The sequence below is a fragment of the Kitasatospora dryopteridis genome (assembly GCF_050749075.1).
Classification (GTDB): domain Bacteria; phylum Actinomycetota; class Actinomycetes; order Streptomycetales; family Streptomycetaceae; genus Kitasatospora.
The window spans coordinates 3315910-3330194 of sequence record NZ_CP192749.1 but is presented as its reverse complement, the minus strand read 5'-3'; the positions used below and the strand labels follow the sequence as shown (position 1 = coordinate 3330194).

Sequence of the window (14285 nt, the reverse complement as noted above, 5' to 3'; positions counted from 1 at the left end):
GCGGCGGTCGGCGGGCCCGGCGGTAGACTGCGCGCACTATGCGCATCCTGGTCACCGGCGGCGCCGGCTTCATCGGCTCCGAGTTCGTCCGCTCCCAGCTCGCCGCCGACGCCTCGGCCGAGATCACCGTCCTCGACAGCCTCACCTATTCGGGCGTCGAGGCCAACCTCGCCCCGGTCGCCGACCACCCCGGCTACCGCTTCGTCCGCGCGGACATCTGCGACGGGGAGGCCGTCGACGCGGCCATGGCCGGCCACGACGCGGTGGTGCACTTCGCCGCCGAGTCGCACGTCGACCGGTCGATCGAGGGCGCCGGCCCGTTCGTGCGCACCAACGTGCTCGGCACCCAGGTGCTGCTCGACGCCGCCCGCAAGCACGGCGTCGGCCGCTTCGTCCACGTCTCCACCGACGAGGTCTACGGCTCCATCACCGAGGGTTCCTGGACGGAGGACTGGCCGCTCGCGCCGAACTCCCCGTACTCCGCCTCCAAGGCCTCCTCCGACCTGCTCGCGCTGGCCTACCACCGCACCCACGGCATGGACGTGGTGGTCACCCGCTGCTCCAACAACTACGGGCACCACCAGTTCCCGGAGAAGGTCATCCCGCTGTTCACCACCAACCTCCTCGACGGGAGGAAGGTGCCGCTGTACGGCGAGGGCGGCAACGTCCGCGACTGGCTGCACGTCTCCGACCACTGCCGGGGCATCGACCTGGTGCTGCGCGGCGGCCGGGCCGGCCGGGTCTACAACATCGGCGGCGGCACCGAGATCACCAACAAGGAGCTCACCGCGCTGCTCCTGGAGGCGGCCGGCGCGGGCTGGGAGATGGTCGAGCACGTCGAGGACCGCAAGGGCCACGACCTGCGCTACTCCCTCGACATCACCCGCATCCGCGAGGAGCTCGGCTACGAGCCGCAGGTCTCCTTCACCGACGGCCTCGCCGACACCATCGCCTGGTACCGCGACAACCGCGCCTGGTGGGAGCCGCTCAAGGCCCGGGCGGCCCTCGCATGACCGCCTGGCTCGTCACCGGCGCCGGCGGCATGCTCGGCCGCGACCTGCAGGACGTCCTCGGCGCGGCCGGCGAACGGGTCACGGCCCTCGACCGCGCCGCGCTCGACATCACCGACCCGCAGGCCGTCCGCGCCGCCGTCCGCGGCCACGGCGTGGTCGTCAACTGCGCCGCCTGGACGGACGTCGACGGCGCCGAGACCGCCGAGGCCGCGGCCACCGCCGTCAACGGCACCGGCGTGCGTCACCTCGCCCTCGCCTGCCGCGAGGCCGGCGCCCGCCTGCTCCAGGTCTCCACCGACTACGTGCTGCCCGGCGACACCGACGGCCCCTGCCCGGAGGACGCGCCCACCGGGCCGGTCAACGCCTACGGCCGGGCCAAGCTCGCCGGCGAGCGGGCCGTCCTGGACGTCCTGCCCGACACCGGCTACGTGGTGCGCACCGCCTGGCTCTACGGCGAGCACGGCCCCAACTTCGTCGCCACCATGCTGAAGCTCGCCGCCGTCCGGGACACCCTCGACGTCGTCGACGACCAGCACGGCCAGCCCACCTGGTCCCACGACCTCGCCCGGCAGCTGCACGCCCTCGGCGGGCAGGCCGGCGCCCCCGCCGGCATCTACCACGGCACCGCCGCCGGCCGCACCACCTGGTACGGGCTGGCCCGCGCCGCCTACCGGCTGGCCGGCCTCGACCCCGACCGCATCCGCCCCACCACCTCGGCCGCCTTCCCCCGGCCGGCCGCCCGACCGGCTTACAGCGTGCTCGGCCACGACCGCTGGGCGCTCGCCGGGCTCGCCCCGCTGCCCGCCTGGGAGACCTCGCTGGCCGAGGCACTGCAGCGGCCGGCCTTCCGCGCCCTCACCGGGGCCCACCCGTAGGACGCGTCCCACGGATCTCGCCGGGCCCGCCGAGATCCCTGAGGTGCGCACCGGCCGACCACCCGTTCGAGTGCGAGCCGGTGCTGCCTTAGGCTGTTGGCCACTCACGGGGACGGCCCGCGCACGGAAGGCGCCACCGGCAGTGCAACTCTCGATCCTCACCTCGATCACCGGCGTGGTGGTGCTCGCCTACATCCTGGAACTGCTGAGACGCCAGCAGCTCCGGGAGAAGTACGCGGCGATATGGCTGGCCATCGGCCTCGCGATAGCCCCGCTCGGGTTCTTCCCCTCGCTGCTCGACTCCACCGCCAGGCGGCTCGGCGTCGCCTCCGGCGTCAGCCTGGTGCTCTTCGCCGGCTTCGTGCTCGTCCTGATGGTCAGCCTCCACCTCAGCTGGGAGGCCAGCCGCCTGGAGGCCGAGACCCGCACCCTCGCCGAGGACGTCGCCCTCATCCGCGCCCACCTCGCCGAACAGGGCCTGATGCCGGGCCCCGAGGCCGCCGGCCGCGCCGCCGCCCCTGCCGCCCCCACCGTGACCCCGGAGGCCAAGCCGTGACCGACGGGCGCCGCGTCCTGATCATCCTGCCCGCCTGGAACGAGGCCGACGGCCTGCCCGCCGTCCTCGGCGAGATCAAGCGGCAGCTGCCCCACGTCGACACCCTCGTCGTCGACGACGGCTCCACCGACCGCACCGCCGAGGTCGCCGCCGCGGCCGGCTCCGCCGTCGCCCGGCTGCCGTACAACCTCGGCGTCGGCGGCGCGATGCGCCTCGGCTACCGCTACGCCCAGCAGCACGGCTACGACGTGGCGATCCAGGTCGACGCCGACGGCCAGCACGACCCCTTCTACGTCCCCGTCCTGCTGGAGAAGCTCGCCGACGCCGACCTCGTCATCGGCGCCCGCTTCGACGGCGAGGGCGACTACCGGGTGCGCGGCCCCCGCCGCTGGGCGATGAAGCTGCTCTCCGTCGTCCTCTCCCGGATCACCCGGACCCGGCTCACCGACACCACCTCCGGCTTCCGCGCCTGCAACCGGCCGCTCATCGAGTTCTTCGCCCGCTGGTACCCCGTCGAGTACCTCGGCGACACCGTCGAGAGCCTGGTCGGCGCCGCCCGCTGCGGCTTCACCGTCCGCCAGGTCCCGGTCGCCATGCGCGCCCGCGCCACCGGCCGCCCCAGCGCCTCGCCCCTCAAGGCCATGGTCTACCTCTCCCGGGCCGGCCTCGTGCTGCTGCTCGCCGTGATCCGCCGGATGCCGCGCCACCTGCGGGACTTCGCCCCCGGCTCCGACTTCTACCGCGCCTTCGCCGCCCAGCGCGCGCTGACGGCCCTCCCCGCCGACGTAGACGCCTAGGAAGCCCATGTCCCGGTACGAGATCCTGCTGCCCTACTACGGCAGCGTCCCCCTGATGCAGGACGCCGTGCGCAGCGTCCTCGCCCAGAGCGGCGACGACTGGCGGCTCACCGTCGTGGACGACGGCCGTGAGAACGGCGTCCCCGAGTGGTTCGAGGCCCTCGCCGACCCGCGCGTGCGGTACTTCCGCAACGAGCGCAACCTCGGCGTCACCGGCAACTTCAACCACTGCGTCTCCCTCGCCGAGTACGAGTACCTGGTGCTCATGGGGTGCGACGACCTGATGCACCCGAACTACCTGGACGTCGTCCGCGCCGCGGCCGAACGCGAGCCCAAGGCCGCGATGATCCAGCCCGGCGTCGAGGTCATCGGCACCGACGGAAAGCCGTACGACACCCTCGTCGACCGCACCAAGCGCCGCCTCTACGCACCCAAGGGCCCCGGCCGCGACCTGCTCGGCGGCGAGGACCTCGCCCTCAGCCTGCTCCGCGGGAACTGGCTGTACTTCCCGTCGATCTGCTGGCGCACCGAGGCCGTCAAGCGCTTCGGCTTCCGCCCCGACCTCGGCGTCATCCAGGACCTCGCCCTGGTCGTCGACCTCCTCGTCGCGGGGGAGTCCCTCGCCACCAGCCCCGAGATCTGCTTCAGCTACCGCCGCCACGCCGAGAGCGAGTCCTCCGCCAAGGCGTACACCGGCAGCCGCTTCACCGAGGCCAAGGGCTTCTTCCTGGAGACCGCCGACCGCCTCGACGCCCTCGGCTGGCACCGCGCCGCCACCGCCTCCCGGCGGCACCTCTCCTCCCGGCTGCACGCCCTCACCCTGCTCCCGGGCGCCGCCCGGCACGCCGGCAGGCCCGGGGTCACCGCCATGCTCAAGCACGCGGCCCGCTGACCCATGAACCGACTGAGCGCACTCGGCGCCGCCCTCCCGCCCGGCATGGCCGCCGTCGGCATCGGCACCGCCGTCCTCGGTGCCGCCTCCTACGTGCACCTCGCCGTCGCCGGCCACAGCCTCACCACACCGGACATGGCCGCGGTCTCCGTGCTGTGGACGATCGTGATGTCCGTCGGCATGGGCCTGTTCTTCCCCCTCGAACAGGAACTCACCCGGATCGTCGCCGCCAGGGCCGCCCACGGCAGGGGCGCCACCCCGGTGCTGCGCCGCGCCGCCGTCCTCACCACCGGGCTGCTGGCGGCCGTCCTCGGCGTGCTCGCCCTCCTGGCCGGACCCGTCGCGGACCGCTTCTTCGGCGGGGACCTCGCCATGGTCGCCGCACTGGGCGGCGCCTTCGCGGGCCTCGCCCTCACCTTCACCACCCGCGGGATCCTCGCCGGCCTCGGCCGTTTCACCGCCTACGGAACCCAGCTCGCCGTCGACGGCGGGGCCCGCATCGTCCTCGCCCTGCTCTGCGGCGCGGCCGGACTCCACTCCGCCCTGGCGTTCGCCCTCGTCCTCACCGTCGCGCCGCTGCTCTCCCTCGTGGTGACCCTGCCCGCGACCCTGCGCGCCTGCCGCCCCGGCCCACCCGTCGCCTGGCCCGACCTCGTCCGGGGCCTCGGTCCGCTCGTCGCATCGACGCTGCTCGCCCAGGTCATGGTCAACGCGGTCGTCATGAGCGCCCAGCTGCTCGCCCCCACGCAGGCCGCCCTGGTCGCGGCCCTCCTCAACGCCCTCGTGCTGGCCCGGATCCCGCTGTTCGTGTTCGCGGCCGTCCAGCCGACCCTGCTCTCCGGCCTCGCCGGCGTCGATGCCACCGGCGACCGGGAGGGCTTCGCCCGGATGCTCCGCCGCGCCTGTGCCGTCGTCACCGGCCTCTCGGTGCTCGGCGGGGTCGTGGCCGTCCTCGCCGGGCCCTGGCTCATCCGGGTGCTGTTCGCGGCCCCCGACGTCCTGACCCGCCCCGACTTCCTCCTGCTGTCCCTGGGCACCCTCGGCTACCTGCTCGCGCAGGTCCTCGGGCAGGCCCTGATGGTCCGCCACCGGCACCGCGCCCAGCTCGCCGGCTGGCTCGTCGGCACCGCCGCCCTGGTGGCCGTCACCCTGCTGCCCGGCGATGTCGCCACCCGGGTCACCTCCGCCTTCACCGCCGGCACCGCCACGACGGCGCTCGTCATGCTGTGGGCACTCAACCGGCCGGGTGGCGGCGAATCGGCCCCCGGACACGCAGAAGGAATTCCGCAGGACGTCGAATCGGCGAATCGCTGAACGCACAAGGTGGCCCGGAGGAGTTCTCCGGGCCGCCTTGTCGTGGAATTCGACCGTCGAATCAGAAGTGCGGGTCGAGCAGGCTTCCCCACGTCCAGGTGCCGGTCGTGTAGATGGCCAGGTTGTGGGAGACGGTGGCGGGCGCCCAGTTGGTCCCCTGAGCCTGGAGGGTGGATGTCTGCACGTAGTACCCGTCCTTCGGGACCAGGCAGTCCTTCCAGGTGTAGGTGGCGGCTCCGAGATAGATGTCGCGGGCGTTCGTCTCGGTCGGCACCCAGGACCACGTGTACGTGCCCGACGCCAGGTAGATGTCGCGAGTGGTGCAGGACGTCGCCATGTACGAGCCCGGGTTCGCGGCCAGGTACTGGGTCCGCGTGTTGGAGGCCGTGGCGGCAGCCTCCGCCGTGCCGGAGAGGGCCAGCACCCCGGCGGCCGCAGCGGCCGCGGCGACGGCCACACTCTTCTTGAGCATTGTGTTCCCCGCCCTTGCCGATGGATCGAAAAGCGCTCGAAGATTCGCGCGGGGAATAAATGGTGTCAATGCCTTTTCGAAGTCCGGCGGCAGGCCGCTGGATTTTCGCCAATTCCCGCCGTGGAACCGCCGCCGGAAACGGCATCGACCTTGGGCGATGCTATTTCGCGGGGCCGCTCTCCGGTGGCGGAACGGCCGAAAAGGTTCGTCCGGCGACGGAAGACGCCCCGCAGCCGCAGTGCGGGGGCCTCCACCAGGTGCCAGGACAGCACTGCGGCCGCACCGGCGCACAGCACGGACGACACCAGGTAGGGCGCGTACCCCCAGTGGTTCGCCCCCAGCTCCGCCAGCACCTGCTGCGCCGGGAACGCGTAGACGTACAGGCCGTACGAGTAGTCGTGCCGCCGGCCGACCGCCCGCAGCGGCGCCGGGGTGTGCTCGGCCGCCCACAGCAGCAGGTACGCCAGCGCGGGCAGGCCGACCACCGTGAAACCCCCGCAGCGCAGCGACACCGCGAGGACCACCGTTGCGACGGCCGCCGCCCCCGCTCCGCCCCGCCGCACTGCCCCCGGGTGGAACGCCGCGGACGCCCCGAGCGCGAAGGCGAGGAACAGCGGCACCAGCTGCGCGGTGCTGCCGGTGCCGAAGACCGGCAGGTCGAAACCGATGCCGTCCGGGGCGTACGTCGGAGCGCGCAGGCCCGGGTACCCCGGGGCCGCCGCGGCCAGCACCGCCCAGCAGCCGACGGCGAGCAGCGGCACCAGCAGCCGGCCGGCCCGGCGCAGCAGCCCGGCCGCCGCGAGGACGGCCACCACCAGGTACGCGAGCACCTCGTACCGCAGCGACCAGAGCGAACCGTCGAAGGCGTAGGGATGGGGGACTGCGCCCAACAGCCCGCCGATCCCGTACTGGTGCACCGTCACGAGCCAGTTCGCCGCCAGGTATCCCCACGGCCCGTCGGGCCGCCCGAAGAGGTCCGCCACCCCCGCGCCCTCGTGCCACGCCACCGCGGGGGCGACCACCAGGGCCGTCACCAGCAGGCAGCACCACAGGCCCGGGAGGAGCCGCAGCGCCCGGTGCAGCAGGAACCGCCCGACCGGCAGCCGGACGGCGCTGCGGGTGACGAGCAGCCCGGACAGGACGAAGAACCCGCACACCGCCAGGGTGCCCAGGTCCGTCTGGCCGCGTGTCACCCCGGTGCCGGGGTTGCCGCCCCCGAAGCCGAGCGGCCGGGCATGGCTCGCGACGACCGCCAGGGCCAGGAGCAGCCGCAGGAGGCCGAACCCGTTCTCGCGCGACCGGCCCGGGCCGGGCGTGCCGCCCGTCCCTGCCGACAGGCCCGCGCCGGCCACGCCCTTCACCGCGTCCACTCCGCCACTCCGCACCCCTGCCGCCCCCGCGGGCCCACGCCCCTGTCAGACTTCGTGCCACAGGACCATGCCGCGCACCGACCGGAGAGATCGTATGGGAATCACCGCAGCCGTCCGCCGCCGCCTGGGCAAGTACGAGGTCCCGGCCGCCGAGCTGTACCGGTCGGTGTTCATCGATCTCGACAGCCTCGCCACCACGCTCCTCAGCCTCTCCACGCCCGGGCGGATCCTGGAGATCGGCTGCGGCGACGGCGCCGTCGCCGAGCGCCTGGTCGGCGCCCTCCCCGAGGCCGAGTACCTCGGCATCGACGTCATGGACAGCCCCGGCCGGCTCTTCCGCGGCGACCGCGGCCGGGCCACCTTCCGCTCGGTGTACTCGCACGACCTCCGCGCCGAGGAGCCCGGGCTCTTCGACCTCGTCCTCGTCGTCGACGTGCTGCACCACGTGCCGCCGGCCCACCGCGACGCCCTGCTGCGCGACGCCGAGGCGCTCCTCGCCCCCGGCGGCACGCTCATCGTCAAGGAGTGGGAGCGCCGCTCCGACATCGCCCACCTGATGGCCTACACCGCCGACAAGTACGTCTCCGGCGACAAGAACGTCGTCTTCGGCGACCGCGACCAGCTGCTCGCCACCGTCACCGCGGCGCTGCCCGGGATGTCGATCGTCTGCGAGACCAGGGTGCCCCCGAAGCGGAACAACATCCTCTTCGCGCTGCGCCGCACCGAGGGCTGAGCCGCGCGGCCCGGACGCCCCGATTGGCGTTCGGGCTCCGCCGTATGGCAGTATGTCCAAGTTGCTCGGTTGAGTGCCGATGCTGCGCGCCTCCCGCCGGGAGGACCGGAAGCGAGTCCCACGTACTCGTCGTTCCCGTGATGGCCGTTCATACGTCCGCGTTCGCCGCTTCTGCGGTGGGCGTGTGGGCGTAGTGGTGTGTAAGCGACACCGCGGCAGCTGCGGGGCGGACGTACGGGAATCTTCCGGGAAGCGTGGGCGGGGCCTCGACCCGGCGCCTGGTGGGTGCAAGACCTCACCGACCGAAAGCAGGAACCGAAGAGGGAAACCTCTTTGGTTTTTTGCAAGCGGCAGGGCGACACGCCCGACCGCGGGGGTCGGAGAGGGTAACCATCCGGAGGCGCCGCCGGACCAGTCCACTCGGACGAATCCGGTCGCAGAAGCAACAGACGACAGAAGGACTACTGAGTAGCCATGGCGGGACAGAAGATCCGCATCCGGCTCAAGGCCTACGACCACGAGGTCATCGACTCCTCGGCGAAGAAGATCGTCGAGACGGTGATCCGTACTGGTGCGCAGGTCGCAGGCCCGGTGCCGCTGCCCACTGAGAAGAACGTGTACTGCGTCATCCGCTCGCCGCACAAGTACAAGGACTCGCGCGAGCACTTCGAGATGCGTACTCACAAGCGTCTGATCGACATCCTCGACCCCACGCCGAAGACGGTTGACTCGCTCATGCGTCTCGACCTGCCGGCCGGTGTCGACATCGAGATCAAGCTCTGAGAGGCACACCGAAGATGGCTAAGCAGATTAAGGGCATCCTGGGCGAGAAGCTCGGCATGACCCAGGTCTGGGACGAGAACAACCGGATCGTTCCGGTGACCGTCGTCAAGGCCGGGCCGAATGTCGTGACCCAGGTCCACACCGCCGACAGCCCGGCCGGCTACGACGCCGTCCAGATCGGCTTCGGCGAGATCGACCCCCGCAAGGTGAACAAGCCCCTCGCGGGTCACTTCGCCAAGGCCGGTGTCACCCCGCGCCGCCACCTGGTCGAGCTCCGTACCTCGGACGCGTCCGAGTACACCCTGGGCCAGGAGATCACCGCCGAGCTGTTCGAGGCGGGTGTCAAGGTCGACGTGACCGGCACCTCCAAGGGCAAGGGCTTCGCCGGTGTCATGAAGCGTCACAACTTCAAGGGCCTCGGCGCCGGTCACGGCACCCAGCGCAAGCACCGCTCGCCCGGTTCCATCGGTGGCTGCGCCACCCCGGGCCGCGTGTTCAAGGGCCTGCGCATGGCGGGTCGGATGGGCCACGAGCGTGTGACCACCCAGAACCTGACCGTGCACGCGGTCGACGCGGAGAAGGGCCTGCTGCTCATCAAGGGCGCCGTCCCGGGCCCGAACGGCGGCCTCGTCCTCGTCCGCACCGCGGCGAAGGGGCTGTGAAGGATATGACCACCATTGACATCCTGTCGCCGGCCGGCGACAAGGCCGGCAGCCTCGAGCTGCCCGCCGAGATCTTCGACGCCAAGGTCAGCATCCCGCTGATGCACCAGGTCGTCGTCGCGCAGCTCGCCGCTGCCCGCCAGGGCACCCACAAGGTGAAGCGCCGTGGCGAGGTCCGTGGTGGCGGCAAGAAGCCGTACCGCCAGAAGGGCACCGGCCGCGCCCGTCAGGGCTCGACCCGCGCGCCGCAGTTCGCCGGCGGTGGCGTCGTGCACGGCCCCGTGCCGCGTGACTACTCGCAGCGGACCCCGAAGAAGATGATCGTCGCCGCGCTCCGCGGTGCGCTCACCGACCGGGCTCGCCACGAGCGCATCCACGTGATCACCGCGGTGACCGCGACCGATGCGCCGTCGACCAAGGCCGCCAAGAGCCTGTTCGGCAAGATCTCCGAGCGCAAGAACGTCCTCCTGGTCGTCGAGCGCGAGGACGAGCTGGGCCTCAAGTCCGCTCGCAACCTGCCGAACGTGCACATCCTGGACGCCGGCCAGCTGAACACCTACGACGTGCTCGTCTCCGACGATGTGGTCTTCACCCAGGCCGCCTTCGAGCGCTTCGTGGCCGGTCCGGCCGCGTCCGCCAAGGCCGTTGCCGCTGAGGGCGAGCTCGAAGGGAGCGCCGCCTGATGGCTGCGGAGATCACGAGCAAGACGTACACGGACCCCCGTGACGTCCTGATCAAGCCGGTTATCTCGGAGAAGAGCTACTCGCTCCTCGACGAGAACAAGTACACGTTCGTCGTGTCTCCGGACGCCAACAAGACCCAGATCAAGCAGGCCGTCGAGGCGGTCTTCTCGGTCAAGGTCGAGGCCGTCAACACGCTCAACCGGCAGGGCAAGCGCAAGCGCTCCCGCACCGGTTTCGGCAAGCGCAAGGACACCAAGCGCGCCATCGTGACGCTGGCCGAGGGCAACCGCATCGACATCTTCGGTGGTCCGGTCTCCGCCTGACGGAGAACGTGATCGTCGTTAAGGACGAGGACGAAAATGGGTATCCGCAAGTACAAGCCGACTACGCCGGGCCGCCGCGGCTCGAGCGTGGCCGACTTCGTCGAAATCACGCGGTCCACGCCGGAGAAGTCGCTGGTTCGCCCGCTGCACAGCAAGGGCGGCCGTAACAACGCCGGTCGTGTCACCGCCCGCCACCAGGGTGGCGGTCACAAGCGCGCCTACCGCGTGATCGACTTCCGTCGTCACGACAAGGACGGCGTGCCGGCCAAGGTCGCGCACATCGAGTACGACCCCAACCGCACCGCGCGCATCGCGCTCCTGCACTACGCGGACGGCGAGAAGCGCTACATCATCGCCCCCCGTGGCGTCGCGCAGGGTGACCGGATCGAGAACGGCCCCGGGGCCGACATCAAGCCGGGCAACAACCTGCCGCTCCGCAACATCCCGGTCGGTACCACCATTCACGCGGTGGAGCTCCGTCCCGGCGGTGGCGCCAAGCTGGCCCGTTCCGCGGGTTCCGGCATTCAGCTGCTCGCCCGTGAGGGCCGCATGGCGCACCTGCGCATGCCCTCCGGTGAGATCCGCCTGGTCGACGCGCGCTGCCGCGCCACCGTCGGCGAGGTCGGCAACGCCGAGCAGTCGAACATCAACTGGGGCAAGGCCGGCCGCATGCGCTGGAAGGGCGTCCGCCCGACCGTGCGTGGTGTCGCCATGAACCCGATCGACCACCCGCACGGTGGTGGTGAGGGTAAGACCTCCGGTGGTCGCCACCCGGTCTCGCCGTGGGGCAAGCCCGAGGGCCGTACCCGTCGCCCGAACAAGGCGTCGGACAAGCTCATCGTGCGCCGCCGCAAGACCAACAAGAAGCGCTAGGAGCAGGTCAGATGCCGCGCAGTCTCAAGAAGGGCCCCTTCATCGACGACCACCTTCAGAAGAAGGTGGACGTGCAGAACGAGGCGGGCACGCAGAACGTCATCAAGACCTGGTCCCGTCGTTCCGTGATCTCCCCGGCCATGCTCGGGCACACGATCGCGGTTCACGATGGCCGCAAGCACGTCCCGGTGTTCGTCACCGAGTCGATGGTCGGCCACAAGCTCGGCGAGTTCGCTCCCACGCGCACCTTCAAGGGGCACGTGAAGGAAGACCGCAAGTCGAAGCGTCGCTAGTCGCTCCGCGGGCTTGAGCTCAGCGCCAGACAGACTTAAGTGACTTACTCCATTAAGGGGACAACCATGGAAGCCAGGGCCCAGGCGCGGTACATCCGCGTCACGCCCATGAAGGCCCGCCGCGTGGTGGACCTCATCCGCGGCCTTCCGGCCACGGAGGCCCAGGCCGTCCTGCGTTTCGCTCCGCAGGCCGCCACCGTGCCGGTCGGCAAGGTGCTCGACAGCGCCATCGCCAACGCCGCGCACAACTACAACCACTCCAACGTGGACGACCTCTACATCTCCGAGGCGTACGTTGACGAGGGCCCGACCCTGAAGCGGTTCCGTCCGCGCGCCCAGGGCCGTGCCTACCGGATCCGCAAGCGGACCAGCCACATCACCGTGGTCGTCAGCAGCAAGGAAGGGACCCGGTAATGGGCCAGAAGGTTAACCCGCACGGGTTCCGCCTCGGCATCAGCACGGACTTCAAGTCCCGCTGGTACGCCGACAAGCTGTACAAGGACTACGTCAAGGAAGACGTTGCCATTCGTCGCATGATGACGAAGGGCATGGAGCGCGCCGGCATCTCCAAGGTCGAGATCGAGCGCACCCGCGACCGCGTCCGTGTGGACATCCACACCGCCCGCCCCGGCATCGTCATCGGTCGCCGTGGCACCGAGGCCGACCGCATCCGCGGCGACCTCGAGAAGCTGACCGGCAAGCAGGTCCAGCTGAACATCCTCGAGGTCAAGAACCCCGAGCTGGACGCCCAGCTCGTGGCTCAGGGCGTCGCGGAGCAGCTGTCCTCCCGCGTCTCCTTCCGCCGTGCCATGCGCAAGTCGATGCAGGGCACCATGAAGTCCGGCGCCAAGGGCATCAAGGTCCAGTGCTCCGGTCGTCTCGGCGGCGCCGAGATGAGCCGTTCGGAGTTCTACCGCGAGGGTCGCGTGCCGCTGCACACCCTCCGTGCGAACGTCGACTACGGCTTCTTCGAGGCCAAGACCACCTTCGGCCGCATCGGCGTGAAGGTCTGGATCTACAAGGGCGACGTCAAGAACATCGCCGAGGTCCGCGCTGAGAACGCCGCTGCCCGCTCGGGCAACCGCCCGGCCCGTCCCGAGGGCGGTCGTCCCGCCCGCGGTGGCGAGCGCCGTGGTGGCGAGCGCGGTGGCCGCGGCCGTCGTCCCGCCGCTGCCGAGGCCCAGGCCCCGGTCGCCGAGGCGCCCGCCGCTGAGAACACCGGAACGGAGGCCTGACCCCAATGCTGATCCCCCGTAGGGTCAAGCACCGCAAGCAGCACCACCCGAAGCGTCGCGGTGCTGCGAAGGGCGGCACCGAGCTGGCGTTCGGCCAGTTCGGCATCCAGGCCGTGACCCCGGCCTACGTGACGAACCGTCAGATCGAGTCCGCTCGTATCGCGATCACCCGTCACATCCGTCGTGGCGGCAAGGTCTGGATCAACATCTACCCGGACCGCCCGCTCACCAAGAAGCCGGCCGAGACCCGCATGGGTTCCGGTAAGGGTTCGCCGGAGTGGTGGATCGCGAACGTGCACCCGGGTCGGGTCATGTTCGAGCTGTCGTACCCGAACGAGAAGGTTGCTCGCGAGGCGCTCACCCGTGCCGCGCACAAGCTGCCGATGAAGTGCCGGATCGTCCGGCGCGAGGACGGTGAGAGCTGATGTCGGCCGCTACCAAGGCTGCTGAGCTTCGCCAGCTGGACAACGAGGGCCTCGTTGCCAAGCTGCGTGAGGCCAAGGAGGAGCTGTTCAACCTCCGCTTCCAGGCGGCGACCGGGCAGCTCGACAACCACGGCCGGCTCCGGCTGGTCCGTAAGGACATCGCGCGGATCTACACCCTGATGCGCGAGCGCGAGCTGGGCATCGAGACGGTGGAGAACGCCTGATGACTGAGAACACCAACGAGACGCGCGGTTTCCGCAAGACCCGTGAGGGTCTCGTCGTCAGCGACAAGATGGACAAGACCGTCGTCGTCGCCGTCGAGGACCGCGTCAAGCACGCTCTGTACGGCAAGGTCATCCGCCGTACGAACAAGCTGAAGGCGCACGACGAGCAGAACGCGTGCGGTGTCGGCGACCGTGTCCTCCTCATGGAGACCCGGCCGCTGTCCGCGACGAAGCGCTGGCGCGTCGTCGAGATCCTCGAGAAGGCCAAGTAACGAAGCCGATGAGGTACGGCCGTATGTGCACCAGGTCTCCGCAGGCCATCTGCGGGGCTGCTGGTGTGAGCAGCGGCCGGCCCGTCGACTCTCGTTGACGATCAGGAGAAAGCTGTGATCCAGCAGGAGTCGCGACTGCGTGTCGCCGACAACACGGGTGCCAAGGAGATTCTCTGCATCCGCGTTCTCGGTGGCTCCGGTCGCCGCTACGCCGGTATCGGGGACGTCATCGTCGCGACCGTCAAGGACGCGATCCCCGGCGGTTCGGTGAAGAAGGGCGACGTCGTCAAGTGCGTCATCGTCCGCACCGTGAAGGAGCGCCGTCGTCCGGACGGTTCCTACATCCGCTTCGACGAGAACGCCGCTGTCGTTCTCAAGAACACCGAGGGTGACCCCCGTGGTACCCGCATCTTCGGCCCCGTGGGCCGCGAGCTGCGTGACAAGAAGTTCATGAAGATCATCTCGCTCGCGCCGGAGGTGCTCTAATCTC

At 70.7% G+C, this 14285-nt stretch carries 21 protein-coding genes; 19 read left to right on the top strand and 2 right to left on the bottom strand.

Features of this window, described 5'->3' with window-relative positions; all coding sequences use genetic code 11:
* The first annotated feature begins 38 nt into the window (after window positions 1–38).
* The 6 genes from rfbB (at window position 39) to ACQ614_RS15055 (ending at window position 5447) form a co-directional block, all read left to right on the top strand.
* Complete coding sequence (gene rfbB / locus ACQ614_RS15080; protein ID WP_431679079.1) at window positions 39–1013, top strand: dTDP-glucose 4,6-dehydratase; 975 nt, start codon at window positions 39–41, stop codon at window positions 1011–1013.
* On the top strand, window positions 1010–1888 hold the full coding sequence (gene rfbD, locus ACQ614_RS15075; RefSeq protein WP_431679078.1) for a dTDP-4-dehydrorhamnose reductase: 879 nt from the start codon (window positions 1010–1012) through the stop codon (window positions 1886–1888). The genes rfbB and rfbD overlap by 4 nt, the downstream gene beginning before the upstream one ends.
* Window positions 1889–2030: 142 nt before the next feature.
* The gene (locus ACQ614_RS15070; protein ID WP_431679077.1) at window positions 2031–2444 is read left to right on the top strand and encodes a DUF2304 domain-containing protein; all 414 of its coding nucleotides are present in this window, start codon (window positions 2031–2033) and stop codon (window positions 2442–2444) included.
* Complete coding sequence (locus ACQ614_RS15065; protein WP_431679076.1) at window positions 2441–3241, top strand: glycosyltransferase family 2 protein; 801 nt, start codon at window positions 2441–2443, stop codon at window positions 3239–3241. The genes ACQ614_RS15070 and ACQ614_RS15065 overlap by 4 nt, the downstream gene beginning before the upstream one ends.
* A gap of 7 nt (window positions 3242–3248) precedes the next feature.
* Window positions 3249–4133 carry a glycosyltransferase family 2 protein gene (locus ACQ614_RS15060; protein ID WP_431679075.1) on the top strand — a complete coding sequence of 295 codons (885 nt, stop codon included), beginning with the start codon at window positions 3249–3251 and terminating at the stop codon, window positions 4131–4133.
* Window positions 4134–4136: 3 nt separating this feature from the next.
* Complete coding sequence (locus ACQ614_RS15055) at window positions 4137–5447, top strand: lipopolysaccharide biosynthesis protein (RefSeq protein ID WP_431679074.1); 1311 nt, start codon at window positions 4137–4139, stop codon at window positions 5445–5447.
* 61 nt (window positions 5448–5508) lie between these two features.
* Here ACQ614_RS15055 and ACQ614_RS15050 read toward each other — a convergent pair whose 3' ends face one another.
* Both ACQ614_RS15050 and ACQ614_RS15045 read right to left on the bottom strand, forming a co-directional pair.
* Window positions 5509–5919: a hypothetical protein gene (locus tag ACQ614_RS15050; protein ID WP_431679073.1), complete on the bottom strand. Its 411-nt coding sequence runs from the start codon at window positions 5917–5919 to the stop codon at window positions 5509–5511.
* A 65-nt stretch (window positions 5920–5984) separates the two neighbouring features.
* Window positions 5985–7289 carry an acyltransferase family protein gene (locus ACQ614_RS15045; protein WP_431679072.1) on the bottom strand — a complete coding sequence of 435 codons (1305 nt, stop codon included), beginning with the start codon at window positions 7287–7289 and terminating at the stop codon, window positions 5985–5987.
* 94 nt (window positions 7290–7383) lie between these two features.
* On the opposite strand from ACQ614_RS15045, the gene ACQ614_RS15040 reads away from it, so the two are divergent.
* From ACQ614_RS15040 to rplN, 13 genes are all read left to right on the top strand, one after another.
* The gene (locus ACQ614_RS15040) at window positions 7384–8022 is read left to right on the top strand and encodes a class I SAM-dependent methyltransferase (RefSeq protein WP_431679071.1); all 639 of its coding nucleotides are present in this window, start codon (window positions 7384–7386) and stop codon (window positions 8020–8022) included.
* Between the two features lie 474 nt (window positions 8023–8496).
* The gene (gene rpsJ / locus ACQ614_RS15035) at window positions 8497–8805 is read left to right on the top strand and encodes a 30S ribosomal protein S10 (protein ID WP_012785157.1); all 309 of its coding nucleotides are present in this window, start codon (window positions 8497–8499) and stop codon (window positions 8803–8805) included.
* Window positions 8806–8819: 14 nt separating this feature from the next.
* Window positions 8820–9467: a 50S ribosomal protein L3 gene (rplC, locus tag ACQ614_RS15030; RefSeq protein WP_030263524.1), complete on the top strand. Its 648-nt coding sequence runs from the start codon at window positions 8820–8822 to the stop codon at window positions 9465–9467.
* Window positions 9468–9472: 5 nt separating this feature from the next.
* Window positions 9473–10150, top strand: coding sequence for a 50S ribosomal protein L4 (gene rplD, locus ACQ614_RS15025; RefSeq protein ID WP_363493296.1), 678 nt, complete (start codon window positions 9473–9475; stop codon window positions 10148–10150).
* The gene (gene rplW / locus ACQ614_RS15020) at window positions 10150–10473 is read left to right on the top strand and encodes a 50S ribosomal protein L23 (RefSeq protein ID WP_411543755.1); all 324 of its coding nucleotides are present in this window, start codon (window positions 10150–10152) and stop codon (window positions 10471–10473) included. The genes rplD and rplW overlap by 1 nt, the downstream gene beginning before the upstream one ends.
* Window positions 10474–10509: 36 nt before the next feature.
* Window positions 10510–11346: a 50S ribosomal protein L2 gene (gene rplB / locus ACQ614_RS15015; RefSeq protein WP_095874451.1), complete on the top strand. Its 837-nt coding sequence runs from the start codon at window positions 10510–10512 to the stop codon at window positions 11344–11346.
* A gap of 11 nt (window positions 11347–11357) precedes the next feature.
* On the top strand, window positions 11358–11639 hold the full coding sequence (rpsS, locus tag ACQ614_RS15010; protein WP_014136283.1) for a 30S ribosomal protein S19: 282 nt from the start codon (window positions 11358–11360) through the stop codon (window positions 11637–11639).
* 66 nt (window positions 11640–11705) lie between these two features.
* The gene (rplV, locus tag ACQ614_RS15005) at window positions 11706–12053 is read left to right on the top strand and encodes a 50S ribosomal protein L22 (RefSeq protein WP_095874452.1); all 348 of its coding nucleotides are present in this window, start codon (window positions 11706–11708) and stop codon (window positions 12051–12053) included.
* The gene (rpsC, locus tag ACQ614_RS15000; protein WP_363493299.1) at window positions 12053–12874 is read left to right on the top strand and encodes a 30S ribosomal protein S3; all 822 of its coding nucleotides are present in this window, start codon (window positions 12053–12055) and stop codon (window positions 12872–12874) included. Before rplV ends, rpsC begins: the two co-directional genes overlap by 1 nt.
* Before the next feature lie 5 nt (window positions 12875–12879).
* A complete protein-coding gene (rplP, locus tag ACQ614_RS14995) occupies window positions 12880–13299 on the top strand; it encodes a 50S ribosomal protein L16 (protein WP_030232476.1) in 420 nt (139 codons plus the stop codon).
* Entirely contained in the window at window positions 13299–13523 is a 225-nt protein-coding gene (gene rpmC / locus ACQ614_RS14990) for a 50S ribosomal protein L29 (RefSeq protein ID WP_345697575.1), read from the top strand. The genes rplP and rpmC overlap by 1 nt, the downstream gene beginning before the upstream one ends.
* Entirely contained in the window at window positions 13523–13795 is a 273-nt protein-coding gene (gene rpsQ, locus ACQ614_RS14985) for a 30S ribosomal protein S17 (protein WP_014136278.1), read from the top strand. Before rpmC ends, rpsQ begins: the two co-directional genes overlap by 1 nt.
* A 114-nt stretch (window positions 13796–13909) precedes the next feature.
* Window positions 13910–14281, top strand: a complete 372-nt coding sequence (gene rplN, locus ACQ614_RS14980; protein WP_145790774.1) for a 50S ribosomal protein L14 — start codon at window positions 13910–13912, stop codon at window positions 14279–14281.
* The last annotated feature ends 4 nt before the right edge of the window (window positions 14282–14285 follow it).